This window comes from Pseudoduganella albidiflava, from assembly GCF_004322755.1.
Classification (GTDB): domain Bacteria; phylum Pseudomonadota; class Gammaproteobacteria; order Burkholderiales; family Burkholderiaceae_D; genus Rugamonas; species Rugamonas albidiflava.
Genome location: NZ_CP036401.1, coordinates 1205706 through 1220776, shown reverse-complemented (window position 1 = coordinate 1220776; position 15071 = coordinate 1205706). Strand labels below are relative to the sequence as shown.

Sequence of the window (15071 nt, the reverse complement as noted above, 5' to 3'; positions counted from 1 at the left end):
GTGGATGTGCGCCCGAGGCGCCCGTGGACTATCGTAATCAGTACGATAGGAGCCTTACGGTCCAGCCGCCATAGGACGCCGCCTACTCTGCATGTAGGAGTGCCCACTTGGCCAATTTCAGGTAGTGCCGAGCAGCGCGTACAGCACCATGCCGAGCCCCACCATGGACACCAGCCACACCAGCGAGCGCACCATCGGCACGCCGAACGCATACAGCGGCAGGTAGACGACGCGGCCGCCGAAATACAGCCAGCAGCCCCACCAGGTGAGCGTGCCTTGCACGCCGGCGAGGTGGGCGGCCAGCACGGCGCCGATGAACAGCGGCAGGGTTTCAAACAGGTTCAGCTTGGCGCGCTCGAGCCGCGCCGTGATCTTGCCCGGCGGCGGCGGCTCGCCGTCGCGCGCGCCGGTATTGAATTCCGGGCCCGTTTCTCGAGAACGCAGCGTGGAGTGCAGCAGGATCTGCACGATCGCCAACACCAGGGTCCAGCCCAGCAATGCCAGTTCGGTTGTCATGTCGCTCCTTTCAGCCGGGGCGCGGAACGTTGTCCAGCGCCGCCTGCAGGTCCATCAAGTCGTAGGGTTTGCGCAGGCACGCGGCGGCGAATTCCAGGTGGTCCAGCGCTTCCTTGCCATAGCCGGTCGAGAAGATGATACGCACCGGCTTTTCCTTCGCCACCTTGCGCGCCAGGTCGATGCCGGACATGCCGGGCAGGCTCACGTCGGTGAACAGCACGTCGAATTCCTGGCTCTGCATCAGCTGCCAGGCCGACTCGCCATCGCCCACGCCGGACACTGTATGCCCCAGCATCCCCACCAGTTCGCACACCATCTGCAGCGAATCCTGGTTATCCTCCACCACCAGCACGCGCAGCGACGAATGGTGCAGATGCGCTTGCGCATGCTGCGGCTGCGGTTCCAGCAGGTGATGGCTGGCCGACTGCTGCCGCTCGCGCGCCTGGATCTGGTGCATGCGGTTGTTCAGCACGTGGCGCAGCTTGCGCGCCAGGTCTTCGCGGCGGTAAGGCTTGCTCAGCAGTTCCAGCCCGGCGTCCAGCCGCCCGCCGTGCACGATGGCATCCTGCGGATACCCGGACGTGAACAGCACCGCCAGGTTCGGCAGCACCTGCTGGGCGATGCGCGCCAGTTCCGGGCTGCGCAGCGGACCAGGCATGACCACGTCGGTGAACAGCAGGTCGACATGCTCGCCGGATTCGATGATGCGCAGCGCCTGTTCGCCGTTCTCGGCCGCCAGCACACGGTAGCCGAGCGCGGACAGCATGTCCAGCACCACGGTGCGCACGCCTTCGTCGTCTTCCACCGCCAGGATGGTTTCCGTGCCGCCGATGATCGAGCCATCGTGCCGGCCATCCTGGCCGGTATCGGCGGCTTCGGCCAGCATCGTGCGCGGCAGGTAGATCTTCACGCTGGTGCCCTGCCCGGGCTCGCTGTAGATGCGGATGTGGCCGCGGCTCTGCTTGACGAAGCCGTACGCCATCGACAGCCCCAGACCGGTGCCCTCGCCTTCCGGCTTGGTGGTGAAGAATGGCTCGAAGGCGCGCTGCAGCACCTCGGGCGTCATGCCGCAGCCGGTATCGGTCACCGACAGCATCACGTACTGGCCGGCCGGCACGTCGGCCAGCTGGCTCACGTAATGCTCGTCGAGCACCGCGTTGCCCAGTTCGATCGTCAGGCGCCCGGCGCCCTGCATCGCATCGCGCGCATTGATCGCCAGGTTCAACACCACATTCTCGATCTGGCCGGGATCGACCAGCGTATTCCACAGGCCGCTGCCGACCACCGTCACCAGGTCGACCGCCTCGCCCAGCGCGCGGCGCAGCAGCTCGTCCATGTTCGAGACCAGGCGGCCCAGGTCGGTGACGACGGGCTGCAGCGGCTGCCGGCGGGCAAACGCCAGCAACTGCGACGACAGCTTGGCGCCCCGCTCCACCGCGGCGATCGCCATGTCCAGCCGCCGGCGCACCGCCTCGTCGCCGCCCACCTGCTGGGCCAGCAGGTGCAGGTTGCCGGAAATGATCTGCAGCACGTTGTTGAAGTCGTGCGCCACGCCGCCCGTCAGCTGGCCCACCGCTTCCATCTTCTGCGCCTGGCGCAGCGCTTCCTCGGCCTTGTCGCGTTCGGCGATTTCACGGCTCACGCGCTGTTCCAGCGTATCGTTCAGGTCGCGCAGCGCCACCTCGATGCGGCGGCGCTCGGTGATGTCGGTCTTCACGGCGATCAGGGCCACCGGCTGGCCGGCCTCGTCGTCCAGCCGGCTCATGCTGCTGGCGATCCACACCCATTCGCCATCCGGCCGCGCATAGCGCTTCTCGAGCGTGAACGGAACCCCGGTTTCCTTCAGCCGGGCCACCTGGGCGCGGTTTTCCGCCAGGTCGTCCGGGTGGATCAGGTCTTCCATGTGCAGGCCCAGCAAGCCTTCCTCGCTGCGGCCCAGCATGTGGCACAGCGCGCCGTTGACGCGCGTGTAGCGCCCTTCCAGCGACAGTTCGGACAAGCCGACCGAGGCTTGCCCGAAGATCGCCGCCAGCCGGTCCTGGCTGGTGCGCAGCTGCTGCTCGATCCGCTTGCGCCCGGTGATGTCGAAGGCCACGCCCATGTAGCGGCGCTGCGCCGGCGTGGCGCCTTCGACCACTTCCCCCTGCCGGGCCAGCCAGCGCACTTCGCCGGTATCCGGGCGGCGGATGCGGTATTCGGTGTAGGCCAGCGGATTCGGGTCGCGGTCCAGCCGGTGCGGCCCCACGCGGTCGCGGTCGCGCGGATCGACCAGCGAGACCAGCAGCTGCTCGGTCACCTCGACATCCGGCCCCAGGCCCCACACGCGCCGGTATTCGGGCGAGACCACCAGCTTGCCGCTGGCGGGGAACCATTCGAAACTGCCGATGCCGCCGGCCTGCTGCGCCATGCGCAGCCGCTCCTCGGTGAGGATGTGTTCGGTGACGTCGACGCCTTCGACGAACACGCCCGTTACCGCGCCGCCGGGCGCGCGCAGCGGCTGGTAGACGAAATCGAGGTAGCGCGGCTCGAGCAGGCCGTCGTCGCCGAGCAGGTCGATCTTCAGCTGACGCCCCACGTAGGGCTCGCCGCTGGCATAGACCCGGTCGAGCAGGTCGACGATGCCCTGGCCGCGCACTTCCGGCAGTGCCTCGCCGACCGGCTTGCCGATGATGTCGCGCCCGCCCACCAGGCGCTGGTAGGGCCTGTTCGCCAGTTCGAACACATGATCCGGCCCGCGCAGCACGGCCATGAAGCCGGGCGCCTGCTCGAACAGCTCGCGCAGCAGGCCGGTTTCCTCGCGCAGGCGGCGGTTCTGCTGGTCCAGCTGCGCGCGGTCCTGCTCGCGCGCCCGTTCCGCCTGCACCCGCCGCGTCACGTCGACCACCGTGCACAGCACGCCGCCCACCGTACCGCAGGTATCGTGGACCGGCGTGTAGAACAGGTCGAACCAGACGTCTTCCGGCACGCCGTTGCGCATCAGCGTCAGCAGCTTGCCGCTGTGTTGCTGGGTTTCGCCGCGCAGCCCCGCTTCCAGGATCGCCCGGTTCCAGTCCCAGATCTCCGGCCACGTTTCCGGCACCGTGCCGCCCAGCGCCGCGGGGTGGCGCGCGCCGGCGATCTCGATGTAGCCGTCGTTGTAGACCATCACGTGCCGCGGGCCCCACATCAGCACCATCGCGATCGGCGAATTGAGCAGGATGTCGACGGTCGTGCGCAAGGCCGGGGTCCACCCGGCGAGCGGGCCCAGCGCGGTGCCGGCCCAGTCGAACGCGCGCACCAGGTCGCCCATGGTGCCGCCGCCGCGCGGCTGGTAGCCGGGCGCGGGCGCCATCGCCACGCTGCCCGCGCTCATGCGGCGGCCCGCGCGGCCGCGCGCGGCAGCGTCACAGTGACCACGGTGGTGCCCATTGCCTCGTCCGAGGCGATGTCGATCTCGCCGCCATGCGCGTGCACGAAGGTGCTGGCGGTGTACAGTCCCAGGCCGAGGCCCTGGCCGGCCTTGCGCGCGCCGTCGCGGTGCTGGTAGGGCTCGAAGATCCCGGCCAGCCGGGCGGCCGGGATCACGCCGCGGTTGCCGATCGTCAGGCGCAGCCGCTCCGGCGCCGTGCCGTCCACGTTCACCAGCACCGCGTGCTCCGGTTCGCCGTGCTGCAGCGCATTGCCCACCAGGTTGGCGATCACCTGCGCGAAAATGCCGGCATCGACCTGCGCCGCGGGATCGCCGCGCGCTTCCACCTGCACGCGCGCGGGCTTGTCCGGCACCGCGAACTCGTCGGCGATCGCGCGGCACAGCTCGGCCACGTCGCGGCTGGCCTTCTTCAGCTGCATGTCACCGGACCGGATGCGGGCCAGGTCGAGCAGCTGGTCGACCATCTGCGCCATCCGCTTCGCGCTGCCGCCGATGCGCTGCGCGGTGACGGCCACTTTCGGGTGGTCCGTCATCATCGGCAGCAGCATGGCGCCGTTCATCACCACCGACAGCGGCGTGCGCAGGTCGTGCCCCAGCACGGCCATGAACATCTCGTTCATGTGCAGCGCGCGCTGCAGTTCGTCGAGCTGCTGGGACAGCTGCTTGCGCTGCTGGTACAGCTCGACGAACACGTTGACCTTGCTGAGCAGCGCCTGCGCATCGATCGGCTTGAACATGAAGTCGACGGCGCCCGCTTCGTAGCCGCGGAAACGGTAGTTGGTCTCGCGCGAGGCGGCTGTGAGGAAGATCAGGGGGATGGCACGGGTACGTTCGCTGCCCCGCATCAGCTCGGCCAGCTCGAAGCCATCCATGCCGGGCATCTGCACGTCGACCAGCGCGAGTGCCACCTCGTGCACCAGCAACAGTTCCAGCGCCTCGGCGCCGGACGCGGCCTTCAGCAGCGCGAGGCCGGGCCGCGCGAGCAGCGCCTCGAGGGCGATCAGGTTTTGCGGAATGTCGTCGACGACGAGGATGTTGATCGGTGCGGTCACTGCGGTACGGTCATGTAGGGTCTATTCGGGCCGGAACGCGGCATATCAATAGCCATAATGCTACAACGTTTGCCAAAATGACAGCGCATAGTTGAAACGACAACACCGGCGCACCGGCTGCCCGCCCCCGGCGGCGGCGCGTTCGAACGGGTAGAATGCGCTCTTTGCCAGACAGGATCGCACGATGACTTTCTCCCTCTCCGACACCGCCTACCGCACCGACAGCCGTGAAGCCAAGGAAACCATGTACGCCGACCTGCGCTCGCAGCTGACCGGCCTGCTGCACGGCGAGACGGACTGGATCGCCAATACCGCCAACTTCAGCTCGCTCGTGTTCAATACCATGCCGGACCTGAACTGGGCCGGCTTCTACTTCCTGCCGACGCCGGACGAACTGGTGCTGGGCCCGTTCCAGGGCAAGCCGGCCTGCATCCGCATCAAGCGCGGCCGCGGCGTGTGCGGCAGCACCGTCGAGAAAGGCGAGTCGATCGTGGTGGCGGACGTGCATGCGTTCCCGGGCCACATCGCCTGCGATGCCGCTTCCCGCTCGGAGCTGGTGGTGCCGGTCTTCGTCGGCGGCCAGGTCGCCGGGGTGTTCGACCTGGACAGCCCGCTGCCGAACCGTTTCGATGACGTCGATGCGCGCGGCATCGAGTCGCTGGTGAAGATCCTCGAACAGACGCGCGCCTGACGCGGCCACGCCCGGGCGGTCAGGTCGACAGTCACGTTGACAGTCACGTTGACTGCATGGCCCGGGCCGGTCGGGTTGCCGGCACGAGTCGGCAAAAGGAATTGGCTACGCGAGTTAGTTGCGCGGGTTGATTCCGCAAGGTGACTATACGAGCAGAGCCGCGCTCATCGACTTGGCCTGATCGGCCGCCTCGTCCAGCAGCACGGCGATCTGCGGATGCTGTTCCAGGTAGCCGGACAATGCCGCGGTGCGCGCCAGCACGTGGTCCTGCGCTTGCGGCAGCGGCGACGGCACCGGGCACAGGTAGCGCGCCACCAGCAGCGTATCGCGCAAGCCTTCCGGCGGAATGCCCACCGCGCCGCCGCGCAGCGACACGATCGCCAGCGCCACCGGTTCGGGCACCTGCAGCTTCTTCATGATTTCGCGCGCGATGATTTCCTGCGCCGCGCCCATCCATTCTTCCGGATCGTCCAGCAAGCCGGGAATCGCATCGGCCCGGCCGAGCAGGTAGAAGCCGCCCACCTCGTGCATGATGCCCGCGAACAGCGCGGTGTCCGGCTCCACGCGGGTGATCCGGCCGGCGATCACATACGCCAGCGCGGCGACGTGCGCCGTATATTTCCACAATTGCTCGGCCCGCATTCGCAGCTGCGGATCGCGGATGCGGGCACCGAACTGGCGCACCACCATGGCCGCCGTGAGCGAATACAGGTTGCGGTAACCCAGCCGCATCACGGCCGTGCGCACGCCCGTCGCCAACGCCGCGCCATTGGAGCGGAACACGGCCGAGTTGGCCAGCGCCACCGCGCGCGCGGCCAGGATCGGCTCGGCCAGCAGCTTGCGGATCACGTCCTCGTCGTGGCAGTCCGGGTCGGCCAGCGTCATCTGCAGCGACAGGGCGGCATTGACGCTGGTGGGGAACACCAGTTCGCCACGCTGGGCTTCGGCGACGATCTGCGCGAAATCTTTGAGCTTTTCCATGACTGAACTATACCTGTTCCGGCCCCGGCACGGTGCGCACACTCCATCCACTCGGCAATATTTTGTGCTCTACGGATCAGTTCAGCGCGGTCTCGCCCACTTCCTCAGGCCAGCTTTGTCAGCCCAGCTTCCTCAAGCCAGCTTCGTCAGCTTCGCGATCTCGATAGTGGCCACGCCGCCGATCGCGGCCGCCAGCGTCTTGAAATGCGGCGTTGCTTCATGCTCCGTCAGCGCGGCCTGGCCGGTCCACTCTTCCAGCATCACGAACCGGTTCGGCGCGGCATTGTCGACGTGCAACTCATAGCGGCGGCAATCCGCTTCCGCACGGCTGGGCGGCACGACCTGCTCGAGCGCGCTGCGCACGGCGGCTTCGTGGCCCGCATGGGCGGTGATGGTGGCGACGACGATCAGGGCTTGGGTCACGTGCTGTCCTTTCTGGATGGGTGAAATGCATAGTGTAAGTGGGAACGGCGCATCGTGCAGGTGACCGGGGCAGCGACCCCGCACGCTGTCAGGCGGGGTGGCTATCCGGTCGATGGTCCGACTGGTACAGTGGTAGAACAACACGGTGCGGCGCCGCACAAACCGGGTAAAATGCACGCCCGACCGCAGCGCTTCTCAGCCGTACCGAACACATGAACGTCCCCGCAGAAATCAACGCCGCCGCCGTCAAGAACGGCCCCGCTGAAAAAGTCACGCCGATGATGCAGCAATACCTGCGCATCAAGGGCGAACACCCGACGATGCTGGTGTTCTACCGCATGGGCGACTTCTATGAACTGTTCCATGAGGATGCCGAAAAGGCGTCGCGCATCCTCGGCATCACGCTGACGGCGCGCGGCCATGCCAATGGCGTGCCGATCAAGATGGCCGGCGTGCCGTTCCATTCGCTGGACGGCTACCTGGCCAAGCTCGTCAAGCTGGGCGAGTCGTGCGCCATCTGCGAGCAGATCGGCGATCCGGCCACCAGCAAGGGCCCGGTCGAGCGCAAGGTGGTGCGCATCGTCACGCCCGGCACGCTGACCGACTCGGACCTGCTGCCGGAAAAATCGGAACGCCCGCTGCTGGCGCTGTCGATGCTGAACGTGCGCAAGCAGGTCACCTGCGGCCTGGCCTGGCTGTCGCTCGCCTCGGGCAACCTGAAGCTGATGGAATTTTCCGGCGATGCGCGCGCCGTCAACGGCCGCCTGCAGCAGGAACTGGAGCGCATCGCGCCGGCCGAGATCCTGCGCGCCGATGGCGGCGACCTGTTCGACGCGATCACCATCTGCCACGTGAACGGCGTGCCCGAATGGCACTTCGACGTGGTGCACGGCCACAAGGCGCTGCTGGACCAGCTGGGCGTGGCCACGCTGACCGGCTTCGGCGCCGATGGCATGGGCCCCGCGTTCGGCGCCGCCGGCGCGCTGCTGCGCTATGCCCAGGCAACCCAGGGCCGCGGCCTGCAGCACGTGAAGAACCTGTCGTGCGAGACCGAGTCCGAGTTCATCGGGCTGGACGCGGCCACCCGGCGCAACCTGGAACTGACGGAAACCATCCGCGGCCAGGAAGCGCCCACGCTGTTCTCGCTGCTGGACGGCTGCCGCACCGCGATGGGCTCGCGGCTGCTGCGCCACTGGCTGCACCATCCGCGGCGCGACCAGGCCGTGGCGCGCGGCCGGCATGACGCGATCGCCGCGCTGATGCAGGACGACGCCACCGGCTCGCTGGGCTTCCACCTGCAGCAGGTGCCGGACATCGAGCGCATCACCACGCGTATCGCCCTGCTGACGGCACGGCCACGCGACCTGGCGGCGCTGCGCGACGGCCTGCAGCAACTGCCCAAGCTGCAGAAGTCGCTGGCCCGGGTGGCCGGCCCCGAGAGCGAAGCGGCGCTGCTGCGCTGCATCCACGAGCAGCTGGCCACGCCGGAAAGCTGCGTCGACCTGCTGGTCAGGGCGGTGATGCCGGAGCCGGCCACGATGGTGCGCGACGGCGGCGTGATCGCGCGCGGCTTCGATGCCGAGCTCGACGAACTGCGCGGCCTGTCGGAGAACGCCGGCCAGTTCCTGGTCGACCTGGAAGCGCGCGAACGGGCCCGCACCGGCATCGCCAACCTGCGCGTCGAGTACAACCGCGTGCATGGCTTCTACATCGAAGTCACCAACGGCCAGGCCGACAAGGTGCCGGAAGACTACCGCCGCCGCCAGACGCTGAAGAACTGCGAACGCTACATCACGCCGGAACTGAAGGCCTTCGAGGACAAGGCCCTGTCCGCGCAGGACCGCGCGCTGGCGCGTGAAAAAGTGCTGTACGACGTGCTGCTGGCCGACCTGGCGCCGCACATCGGCTGCCTGCAGAAGATCGCCCAGGGCATCGCACAGCTGGACACGCTCACCGCACTGGCGGAACACGCCATGCGCAATAACTGGTGCGCGCCCCGGCTGGTGGCCGAATCGTGCATCGATATCCACGAAGGCCGGCACCCGGTGGTGGAAAACCAGATCGAGCGCTTCATCGCCAACGACTGCCGCCTGCTGGCCGAACGCCGGCTGCTGCTGATCACCGGCCCGAACATGGGCGGTAAATCCACGTTCATGCGCCAGGTCGCGCTGATCACGCTGCTGGCCTACGTGGGCAGCTATGTGCCGGCGGCCAGCGCCACGATCGGCCCGATCGACCGCATCTTCACGCGCATCGGCGCCACCGACGACCTGGCCGGCGGCCGCTCCACGTTCATGGTGGAGATGACGGAAGCGGCCACCATCCTGAACGGTGCCAGCGAGCAGTCGCTGGTGCTGATGGACGAGATCGGCCGCGGCACCTCGACCTTCGACGGCCTGGCGCTGGCCTGGGCGATCGCGCGCCACCTGATCGACACGAGCCGCAGCTTCACGCTGTTCGCCACCCACTATTTCGAGCTGACGCAGCTGCCGGAAAGCCATCCGACGGCGGCCAACGTGCACCTGTCGGCCGTCGAGCACAAGGACAGCATCGTGTTCCTGCATGCGGTGCAGGATGGCCCGGCATCGCAAAGCTACGGCCTGCAGGTGGCCCAGCTGGCCGGCGTGCCGCAAGGCGTGATCAGGGCGGCGCGCAAGCACCTGGCACGCCTGGAAGCGCAGGCGCTCGATGCCACGCCGCAGCTGGACCTGTTCTCCGCGCCGGCAACCGATGCCGACGACCAGCCCGCCATGGCCGCCGCCGGCGCTGCCGAGGCGGCGCAGGATCCGAAACTGGCGGCACTGCTGGCCGCGCTGGACGAGCTGGATCCGGATGCGCTGTCGCCGCGCGAAGCACTGGACCGGCTGTACCAGCTCAAGCGTCTCGTGCCGGCATGACGCGGCCCGCCCGCCTGGCCTTGCTGGTGCTGGGCGCCGCCTTGCTGGCGGCGGCCCGGGCCGCGCCGGCGGACGAACAGCCGTTCGACATCGCTGTCGTCGGCCACACCTTTCCCGACGAGCTGGGCGACGCCGACCTGAAGCGCACGATCGCCCGCGCCGACCGGGAAAAGCCGGCCTTCGTGATCGCCGTGGGCATCAAGTCGGCGGACGAACCGTGCAGCGACAAGCTGTACCTGCAGCGCAAGGCCCTGCTGAACAAATCCGACCAGCCGCTGGTGCTGGTACTGACGGGCGACGACTGGACCGGCTGCCGCAATTCGGCGGGCCGCTCCAATGCGATCGAGCGGCTGAACCGCATCCGCGAGATCTACTACGATGGGCAGGAAGCGCTGGGCCGCCGCGAGCTGGACCTGAACCGCCAGTCGACCATCACCAAGTTCCGCAGCTACTCCGAAAACGCATACTGGGAAATGCACGGCGTGCTGTTCGCCACGATCAACCTCCCCGCCCGCAACAACCACTACCTGCTGGAAGCGGGCCGCAACAGTGAATACGAAGACCGGCTGGTCGCCAACCGTGCCTGGCTGCAGCGGCTGTTCGGCATGGCGAAACGGCGCCAGCTGGCCGGCCTCGTGCTGTTCTCGGACGGCGATGTGCGCATCCATGCCGAACCCGGCTTCTCGCTGCTGGCGGGATTTTCCACCAAACAGGATGGCTTCGCCGAAACACGCCGGCTGGTGCGCACGCTGGCCGAAAAGTACACCGGCAAGGTGCTGCTGGTCGATGCCAACCGCGAGCCGCCGGTCAAGGGCGATCCCGCGCCGGGCACCGTGACTTGGCGCGGCAACCTGGGCCACGTGACCCTGCAGGGCGAGTGGAATGTGCTGCGCGTGGCGCCGGGCAGCGAAGCGCTGTTCGCGCTGCGCCATGAAGAAGGCGCCAAAGCAAACGGGCAGCCGAAGCTGCCCGCGCGCTGATCGAGAAGGCACAAAAGCACACGGGCAGCCGAGGCTGCCCGTGTGCTAACGACGCTCCCGCCAACGGCCTGCCGGTTGACGCACTGGTATCCCGGCACCGCCAGGTGGCGGGCCGGAAAGCCAGTTAGTGGATCGGCTGGGTGCGGAACTGGTCGCCCGCGTCGCCTTCGTCGTCCTCGTCGCCATGGTGGTGGCCATGCGCGCCATGCACGTGTTCGTGGGCGATTTCCTCGTCGGTGGCTTCGCGCACTTCCAGTACCTTCAGCTCGAAGCGCAGCGCCATGCCGGCCAGCGGGTGGTTACCGTCCAGCACGACCTTGTCTTCGGCGATATCGGTCACGGTGAAGATCATCGCTTCATCGTCGCTGTCGCCGTCCGGCATGCCTTCGAACTGCATGCCCACCTCGAGCGGCTCCGGCAGGCGCGAACGCGGCTCCACTTTCACCAGGTTCGGGTCGTAGTCGCCGAACGCGTCATCGGGTTCGATCTGGATCGTGTTCGCATAGCCCACTTCCTTGCCGTCCAGTTCTTCCTCGATCTTCGGCAGGGTGTTTTCATACCCGCCATGCAGGTACACCATCGGCTGGCGGCCGTCCTCGATCAGGTTGTTCTGAGCGTCGGACAATTTGTATTGCACGGTGACGACGGTGTTCTTGGCGATCTTCATGTGACTTCCTTTCTGGTCTGATGGCGCCGATTATACCTCCACGCCGCGAGCGCCATCGCCATGCTGGTGCCGGGCGCAGGAAACCGTGGACAGCCAAAACGGAATAACTGACAATCGGTATCAAACAAGCTTTTCATTATGTTATCAACGCCGCCGCGCACGGAGGAATTACATGAAGAAAACAGCACTGGTTGAAACAGAACTGGTTAAATCAGCACTGGGTAAAACTGCACTGGTCCTCGCAGCGGCGCTGCTGGCCGCCGGCACCGCCCGGGCCGCGCTCGTCACCGTCGACTACGCGGTACCGATTGCCGCGATCGCGGAGGAATACCTGGACCCATATTCGTACGAAGAAGTCGGCACCACATTCCTTGGCGGCATCCAGGCCTCGGTCGGCGATGTCCTCACGGGCCGCTTCACCTACGACGACGCGGCGCCCCTGGCGGCTGGCTTTGGCGGCTACTTCACGCAGGTCGTCTCGCATTCGGTCAGCTTCGACCTGATCGGCGCCACGATCACGCTGGACAACTCGCTGCTCATCACTTCGCGCACCGCCGCCGCCGATGGCCTTGGCCTGAATGGCAGCGGCAACATCGGCGGGGAAACCGACCCGCTGGCCGTGGTGGATTTCGCCTTCGCGGCGCCAGCCGGCACGCACGCGCCGGAAACCTTGCCGTCAGCCGCGGACTGGCAGCACTATGGTGCCAGCTCTGCGAATCCGTTCCGGATGACGATCCATGGCCTCGGCTATAACGCCTACCTGACCGGCGGCGAGATGCAGTTCAGCGTATCGGCGGTTCCCGAGCCGGCCACTGCGGCAATGCTGCTCGCCGGCCTGGCCACCGTGGCCGCGGCGAGGCTGGGGTCGTCGTCGGCGATGCGGCGCCGCAAGGCGATCGGCGCCTGAGCGCGGCACGCGCCGGGCGTGATGCCGCTCGTGCCTGACGCCGGCGGCCGCTGCGGATGGCCTATAATCCGGGCATGAAAAAACCCGCACCGCTCCGCCTCCTGGGCGACATCACGCCCGCGCAGTTCATGCGCGATTACTGGCACAAGAAACCGCTGCTGATCCGCCAGGCCATTCCCGGCTTCCAGCCGCTGCTGCCCTTCGACCAGCTGGCCGAACTGGCCACCAAGGATTACGTCGAATCCCGGCTGGTCAGCCTGACCGATGGCGAATGGAACATGCGGCACGGCCCGCTGCATGACCTGCCGCCGCGCACGCAGCGCGAGTGGACCATGCTGGTGCAGGGCGTCAACCTGCAGGACGACGCCGCCGACGCGCTGCTGCGCCAGTTCCGCTTCGTCCCCGATGCCCGGCTGGACGACCTGATGGTCAGCTTCGCCACCGATGGCGGCGGTGTCGGTCCCCACTTCGATTCCTACGACGTGTTCCTGCTGCAGGCCGAAGGCCAGCGGCGCTGGAAGATCGGCCCGCAAAAGGACCTGTCGCTGGTGGAAGGCTTGCCGCTGAAGATCCTCAGCAAGTTCAAGCCCACCGAGGAGTTCGTGCTCGAGCCGGGCGACATGCTGTACCTGCCGCCGCACTATGCCCACGACGGCGTGGCGATCGGCGATTGCCAGACCTATTCGATCGGCTTCCGCTCGCCGTCCTACCAGGAACTCGGCGAAGCGTTCCTGCAGTTCATGGCCGACTCGATCGACCTGCCCGGCCGCTATGCCGACCCCGAGCTGGAACCGTCCACCAAGCCGGCGGAAATCCCGAAGGACATGCTGGGCCGGCTGGCGGACGAGCTGAACAAGATGCAGTTCACCGAAGACGACTTCGCCATCTTCCTCGGCGAATACCTGTCCGAACCCAAGCACAACGTGTTCTTCACGGGCCCTGAAAAGCCGCTGCCGGCCGGCCGCTTCGCGCAAACGGCGGGGAAGAAGGGTGTCAAGCTGTCGCGCAAGACACAGATGCTGTATCGCGGCAAGCATGTGTTCATCAATGGCGAGTCGTTCGCGATCGGCCGGGCCGACAAGGCGGCGCTGGAAGCGCTGGCCAACAACCGCGTGCTCGAGGGTGCCCAGGTGGCGGCCGCGTCGGAAGACGTGATGGAAGCGCTGTACGCCTGGTATACCGACGGCTGGCTCGACCTGGATAAATAGGAGCCGGCGATGGACAGGCAGATCCCCAGGGAAGTGTTCGATACCCGCGCCGGGTTCCAGGCCCAGCTGGAAGCCTGCCTGTCCCGCTCCCGTGTCTCGCTGGCGATGTTCGATCCGGACTTCGGCTGGTGGGAACTGGGCAGCACCGGCAACGACGCGCTGCTGCGTGCCTTCCTGCGCCATGGCGGTCGCCTGCAACTGGTTGCCCACGGTAATGCGCGGCTGGAGCGGGATGCACCGCGCTTCCTGCGCATCCTGCACGACTACAGCCATCTGGTGGAATGCCGGCTCACCAACGCCTCGATCCGGCACCTCACCGACTCCTTTTGCATCGGCGACGAGCATCACCTGGTGCGGCGCTTTCACAGCGACCACTTCCGCGGCGAAGCAATTTTTCAATCGCCCTCGTCAACCCAATCGTATCTCGAGCGTTATCAGTCTATCTGGGCCGAAACCCGGCCCGGCCTGCAAGCTGGCGTGACAGGTTTGTAACGGGTTCATAACGGGTTTATAACCTCGTTCAGGTCGCGCGCTTCGTGGTGCCGTCCGGGTTGCGGTTCAACTCTGCCGACGCTCTTGCGCAGGCTGTTTGGTTGCTTGCCTCCGGTAAGTATGGGTCAGGCAGCAAAAACTAGACTCAGTAGCAATATTGTACGTACGAAAAACTTGCGAAACTGTCTGGTGTTGCTATTGCGACTCATTTAAATTCGCTATAATATTCTGTTAGGAAGTTTCCGTTGTCTGGGGCACCATATGGTCCGAATGACCACGAAACGCCCTAGTGAGCGATAATTACCGGTAATTATTCATCGCAACTGTCATCAATTAGTGTATTAATAAAGGAAAACAAATGAAAAAGTCCCTGCTGATCGCCTCCCTGCTGGCTGTTGCCCTGGCTGCTTGCTCGAAGAAAGAAGAAGCGCCTGCTGCTCCTGCTGCTGAAGTCACCGCACCAGCTGCTGACGCAACCGCTCCTGCCGCTCCTGCTGCTGACGCAACCGCTGCTCCTGCTGCTGACGCAGCTGCTGCTCCGGCTGCTGACGCTGCTGCTGCCGCTTCGGACGCTGCTGCTGCCGCTTCGGCTGCCGCTTCGGCCGCTTCGGAAGCCGCTTCGGCCGCTGCTGCTGCCAAGTAATCGCTTCACGGCTGCCGTCTCCGGACGGCAACCTGCTCAACCGCCCCTCGTGGGCGGTTTTGTTTTTGGGGCCATGTTTTTTCCTGGGCACGTTTTCCCTGGCCATGTTTTTTCCCGGGCACGTTTTCCCTGGCCATGTTTTTCCTGGGCACGTTCTCCCTGGCCACGTTTTTCCTGGCCACGTCGTTTGAAACCATCCTGTCGT

General features: G+C 66.5%; 13 protein-coding genes. 7 read left to right on the top strand and 6 right to left on the bottom strand.

Annotated features, from left to right (window positions below; translation table 11 throughout):
* Positions 1 to 117: 117 nt before the first annotated feature.
* The 3 genes from EYF70_RS05180 to EYF70_RS05170 are packed head-to-tail and all read right to left on the bottom strand — an operon-like array spanning position 118 to position 4977.
* The gene (locus tag EYF70_RS05180; RefSeq protein ID WP_131144455.1) at positions 118 to 516 is read right to left on the bottom strand and encodes an MAPEG family protein; all 399 of its coding nucleotides are present in this window, start codon (positions 514 to 516) and stop codon (positions 118 to 120) included.
* A 10-nt stretch (positions 517 to 526) separates the two neighbouring features.
* Positions 527 to 3868 (bottom strand): hybrid sensor histidine kinase/response regulator, encoded by a 3342-nt coding sequence (locus EYF70_RS05175; protein WP_229420709.1) that lies wholly within the window; start codon positions 3866 to 3868, stop codon positions 527 to 529.
* A complete protein-coding gene (locus tag EYF70_RS05170; protein WP_131144454.1) occupies positions 3865 to 4977 on the bottom strand; it encodes a hybrid sensor histidine kinase/response regulator in 1113 nt (370 codons plus the stop codon). Before EYF70_RS05170 ends, EYF70_RS05175 begins: the two co-directional genes overlap by 4 nt.
* Positions 4978 to 5161: 184 nt before the next feature.
* Between EYF70_RS05170 and msrC the strand changes: the two genes are divergently transcribed.
* Positions 5162 to 5668: a free L-methionine (R)-S-oxide reductase MsrC gene (gene msrC, locus EYF70_RS05165; protein ID WP_131144453.1), complete on the top strand. Its 507-nt coding sequence runs from the start codon at positions 5162 to 5164 to the stop codon at positions 5666 to 5668.
* 144 nt (positions 5669 to 5812) lie between these two features.
* Here the strand turns inward: msrC and EYF70_RS05160 are convergent, their stop codons facing one another.
* Together EYF70_RS05160 and EYF70_RS05155 are read right to left on the bottom strand one after the other, a co-directional pair.
* On the bottom strand, positions 5813 to 6649 hold the full coding sequence (locus EYF70_RS05160) for an HDOD domain-containing protein (protein WP_131144452.1): 837 nt from the start codon (positions 6647 to 6649) through the stop codon (positions 5813 to 5815).
* Positions 6650 to 6781: 132 nt separating this feature from the next.
* Positions 6782 to 7072: a putative quinol monooxygenase gene (locus EYF70_RS05155; RefSeq protein WP_131144451.1), complete on the bottom strand. Its 291-nt coding sequence runs from the start codon at positions 7070 to 7072 to the stop codon at positions 6782 to 6784.
* Between the two features lie 212 nt (positions 7073 to 7284).
* On the opposite strand from EYF70_RS05155, the gene mutS reads away from it, so the two are divergent.
* Together mutS and EYF70_RS05145 are read left to right on the top strand one after the other, a co-directional pair.
* The gene (gene mutS, locus EYF70_RS05150; protein ID WP_229420708.1) at positions 7285 to 9969 is read left to right on the top strand and encodes a DNA mismatch repair protein MutS; all 2685 of its coding nucleotides are present in this window, start codon (positions 7285 to 7287) and stop codon (positions 9967 to 9969) included.
* Positions 9966 to 10949, top strand: a complete 984-nt coding sequence (locus tag EYF70_RS05145) for a hypothetical protein (RefSeq protein WP_131144450.1) — start codon at positions 9966 to 9968, stop codon at positions 10947 to 10949. Before mutS ends, EYF70_RS05145 begins: the two co-directional genes overlap by 4 nt.
* 124 nt (positions 10950 to 11073) lie before the next feature.
* On the opposite strand, the gene EYF70_RS05140 is transcribed toward EYF70_RS05145, so the two are convergent.
* Entirely contained in the window at positions 11074 to 11616 is a 543-nt protein-coding gene (locus tag EYF70_RS05140; protein WP_131144449.1) for an FKBP-type peptidyl-prolyl cis-trans isomerase, read from the bottom strand.
* A 172-nt stretch (positions 11617 to 11788) separates the two neighbouring features.
* Here EYF70_RS05140 and EYF70_RS05135 point away from each other — a divergent pair, with 172 nt between their 5' ends.
* The 4 genes from EYF70_RS05135 to EYF70_RS31530 all read left to right on the top strand — a co-directional run bounded on the left by EYF70_RS05135 (position 11789) and on the right by EYF70_RS31530 (position 14866).
* Positions 11789 to 12523, top strand: coding sequence for a PEP-CTERM sorting domain-containing protein (locus EYF70_RS05135; RefSeq protein WP_131144448.1), 735 nt, complete (start codon positions 11789 to 11791; stop codon positions 12521 to 12523).
* A gap of 74 nt (positions 12524 to 12597) precedes the next feature.
* On the top strand, positions 12598 to 13731 hold the full coding sequence (locus EYF70_RS05130; protein WP_131144447.1) for a ribosomal protein uL16 3-hydroxylase: 1134 nt from the start codon (positions 12598 to 12600) through the stop codon (positions 13729 to 13731).
* A 9-nt stretch (positions 13732 to 13740) separates the two neighbouring features.
* Entirely contained in the window at positions 13741 to 14223 is a 483-nt protein-coding gene (locus EYF70_RS05125) for a DUF7931 domain-containing protein (protein WP_131144446.1), read from the top strand.
* 358 nt (positions 14224 to 14581) lie between these two features.
* A complete protein-coding gene (locus tag EYF70_RS31530; RefSeq protein ID WP_131144445.1) occupies positions 14582 to 14866 on the top strand; it encodes a hypothetical protein in 285 nt (94 codons plus the stop codon).
* Positions 14867 to 15071: the final 205 nt, after the last annotated feature.

Coding starts and splice junctions, on each gene's coding strand:
- EYF70_RS05130 (WP_131144447.1), top strand. CDS start 12,598: ATGAAAAAACCCGCACCGCTCCGCCTCCTGGGCGACATCACGCCCGCG.
- EYF70_RS05125 (WP_131144446.1), top strand. CDS start 13,741: ATGGACAGGCAGATCCCCAGGGAAGTGTTCGATACCCGCGCCGGGTTC.
- EYF70_RS05145 (WP_131144450.1), top strand. CDS start 9,966: ATGACGCGGCCCGCCCGCCTGGCCTTGCTGGTGCTGGGCGCCGCCTTG.
- mutS (WP_229420708.1), top strand. CDS start 7,285: ATGAACGTCCCCGCAGAAATCAACGCCGCCGCCGTCAAGAACGGCCCC.
- msrC (WP_131144453.1), top strand. CDS start 5,162: ATGACTTTCTCCCTCTCCGACACCGCCTACCGCACCGACAGCCGTGAA.
- EYF70_RS05135 (WP_131144448.1), top strand. CDS start 11,789: ATGAAGAAAACAGCACTGGTTGAAACAGAACTGGTTAAATCAGCACTG.
- EYF70_RS05140 (WP_131144449.1), bottom strand. CDS start 11,616: ATGAAGATCGCCAAGAACACCGTCGTCACCGTGCAATACAAATTGTCC.
- EYF70_RS05175 (WP_229420709.1), bottom strand. CDS start 3,868: ATGAGCGCGGGCAGCGTGGCGATGGCGCCCGCGCCCGGCTACCAGCCG.
- EYF70_RS05160 (WP_131144452.1), bottom strand. CDS start 6,649: ATGGAAAAGCTCAAAGATTTCGCGCAGATCGTCGCCGAAGCCCAGCGT.
- EYF70_RS31530 (WP_131144445.1), top strand. CDS start 14,582: ATGAAAAAGTCCCTGCTGATCGCCTCCCTGCTGGCTGTTGCCCTGGCT.
- EYF70_RS05180 (WP_131144455.1), bottom strand. CDS start 516: ATGACAACCGAACTGGCATTGCTGGGCTGGACCCTGGTGTTGGCGATC.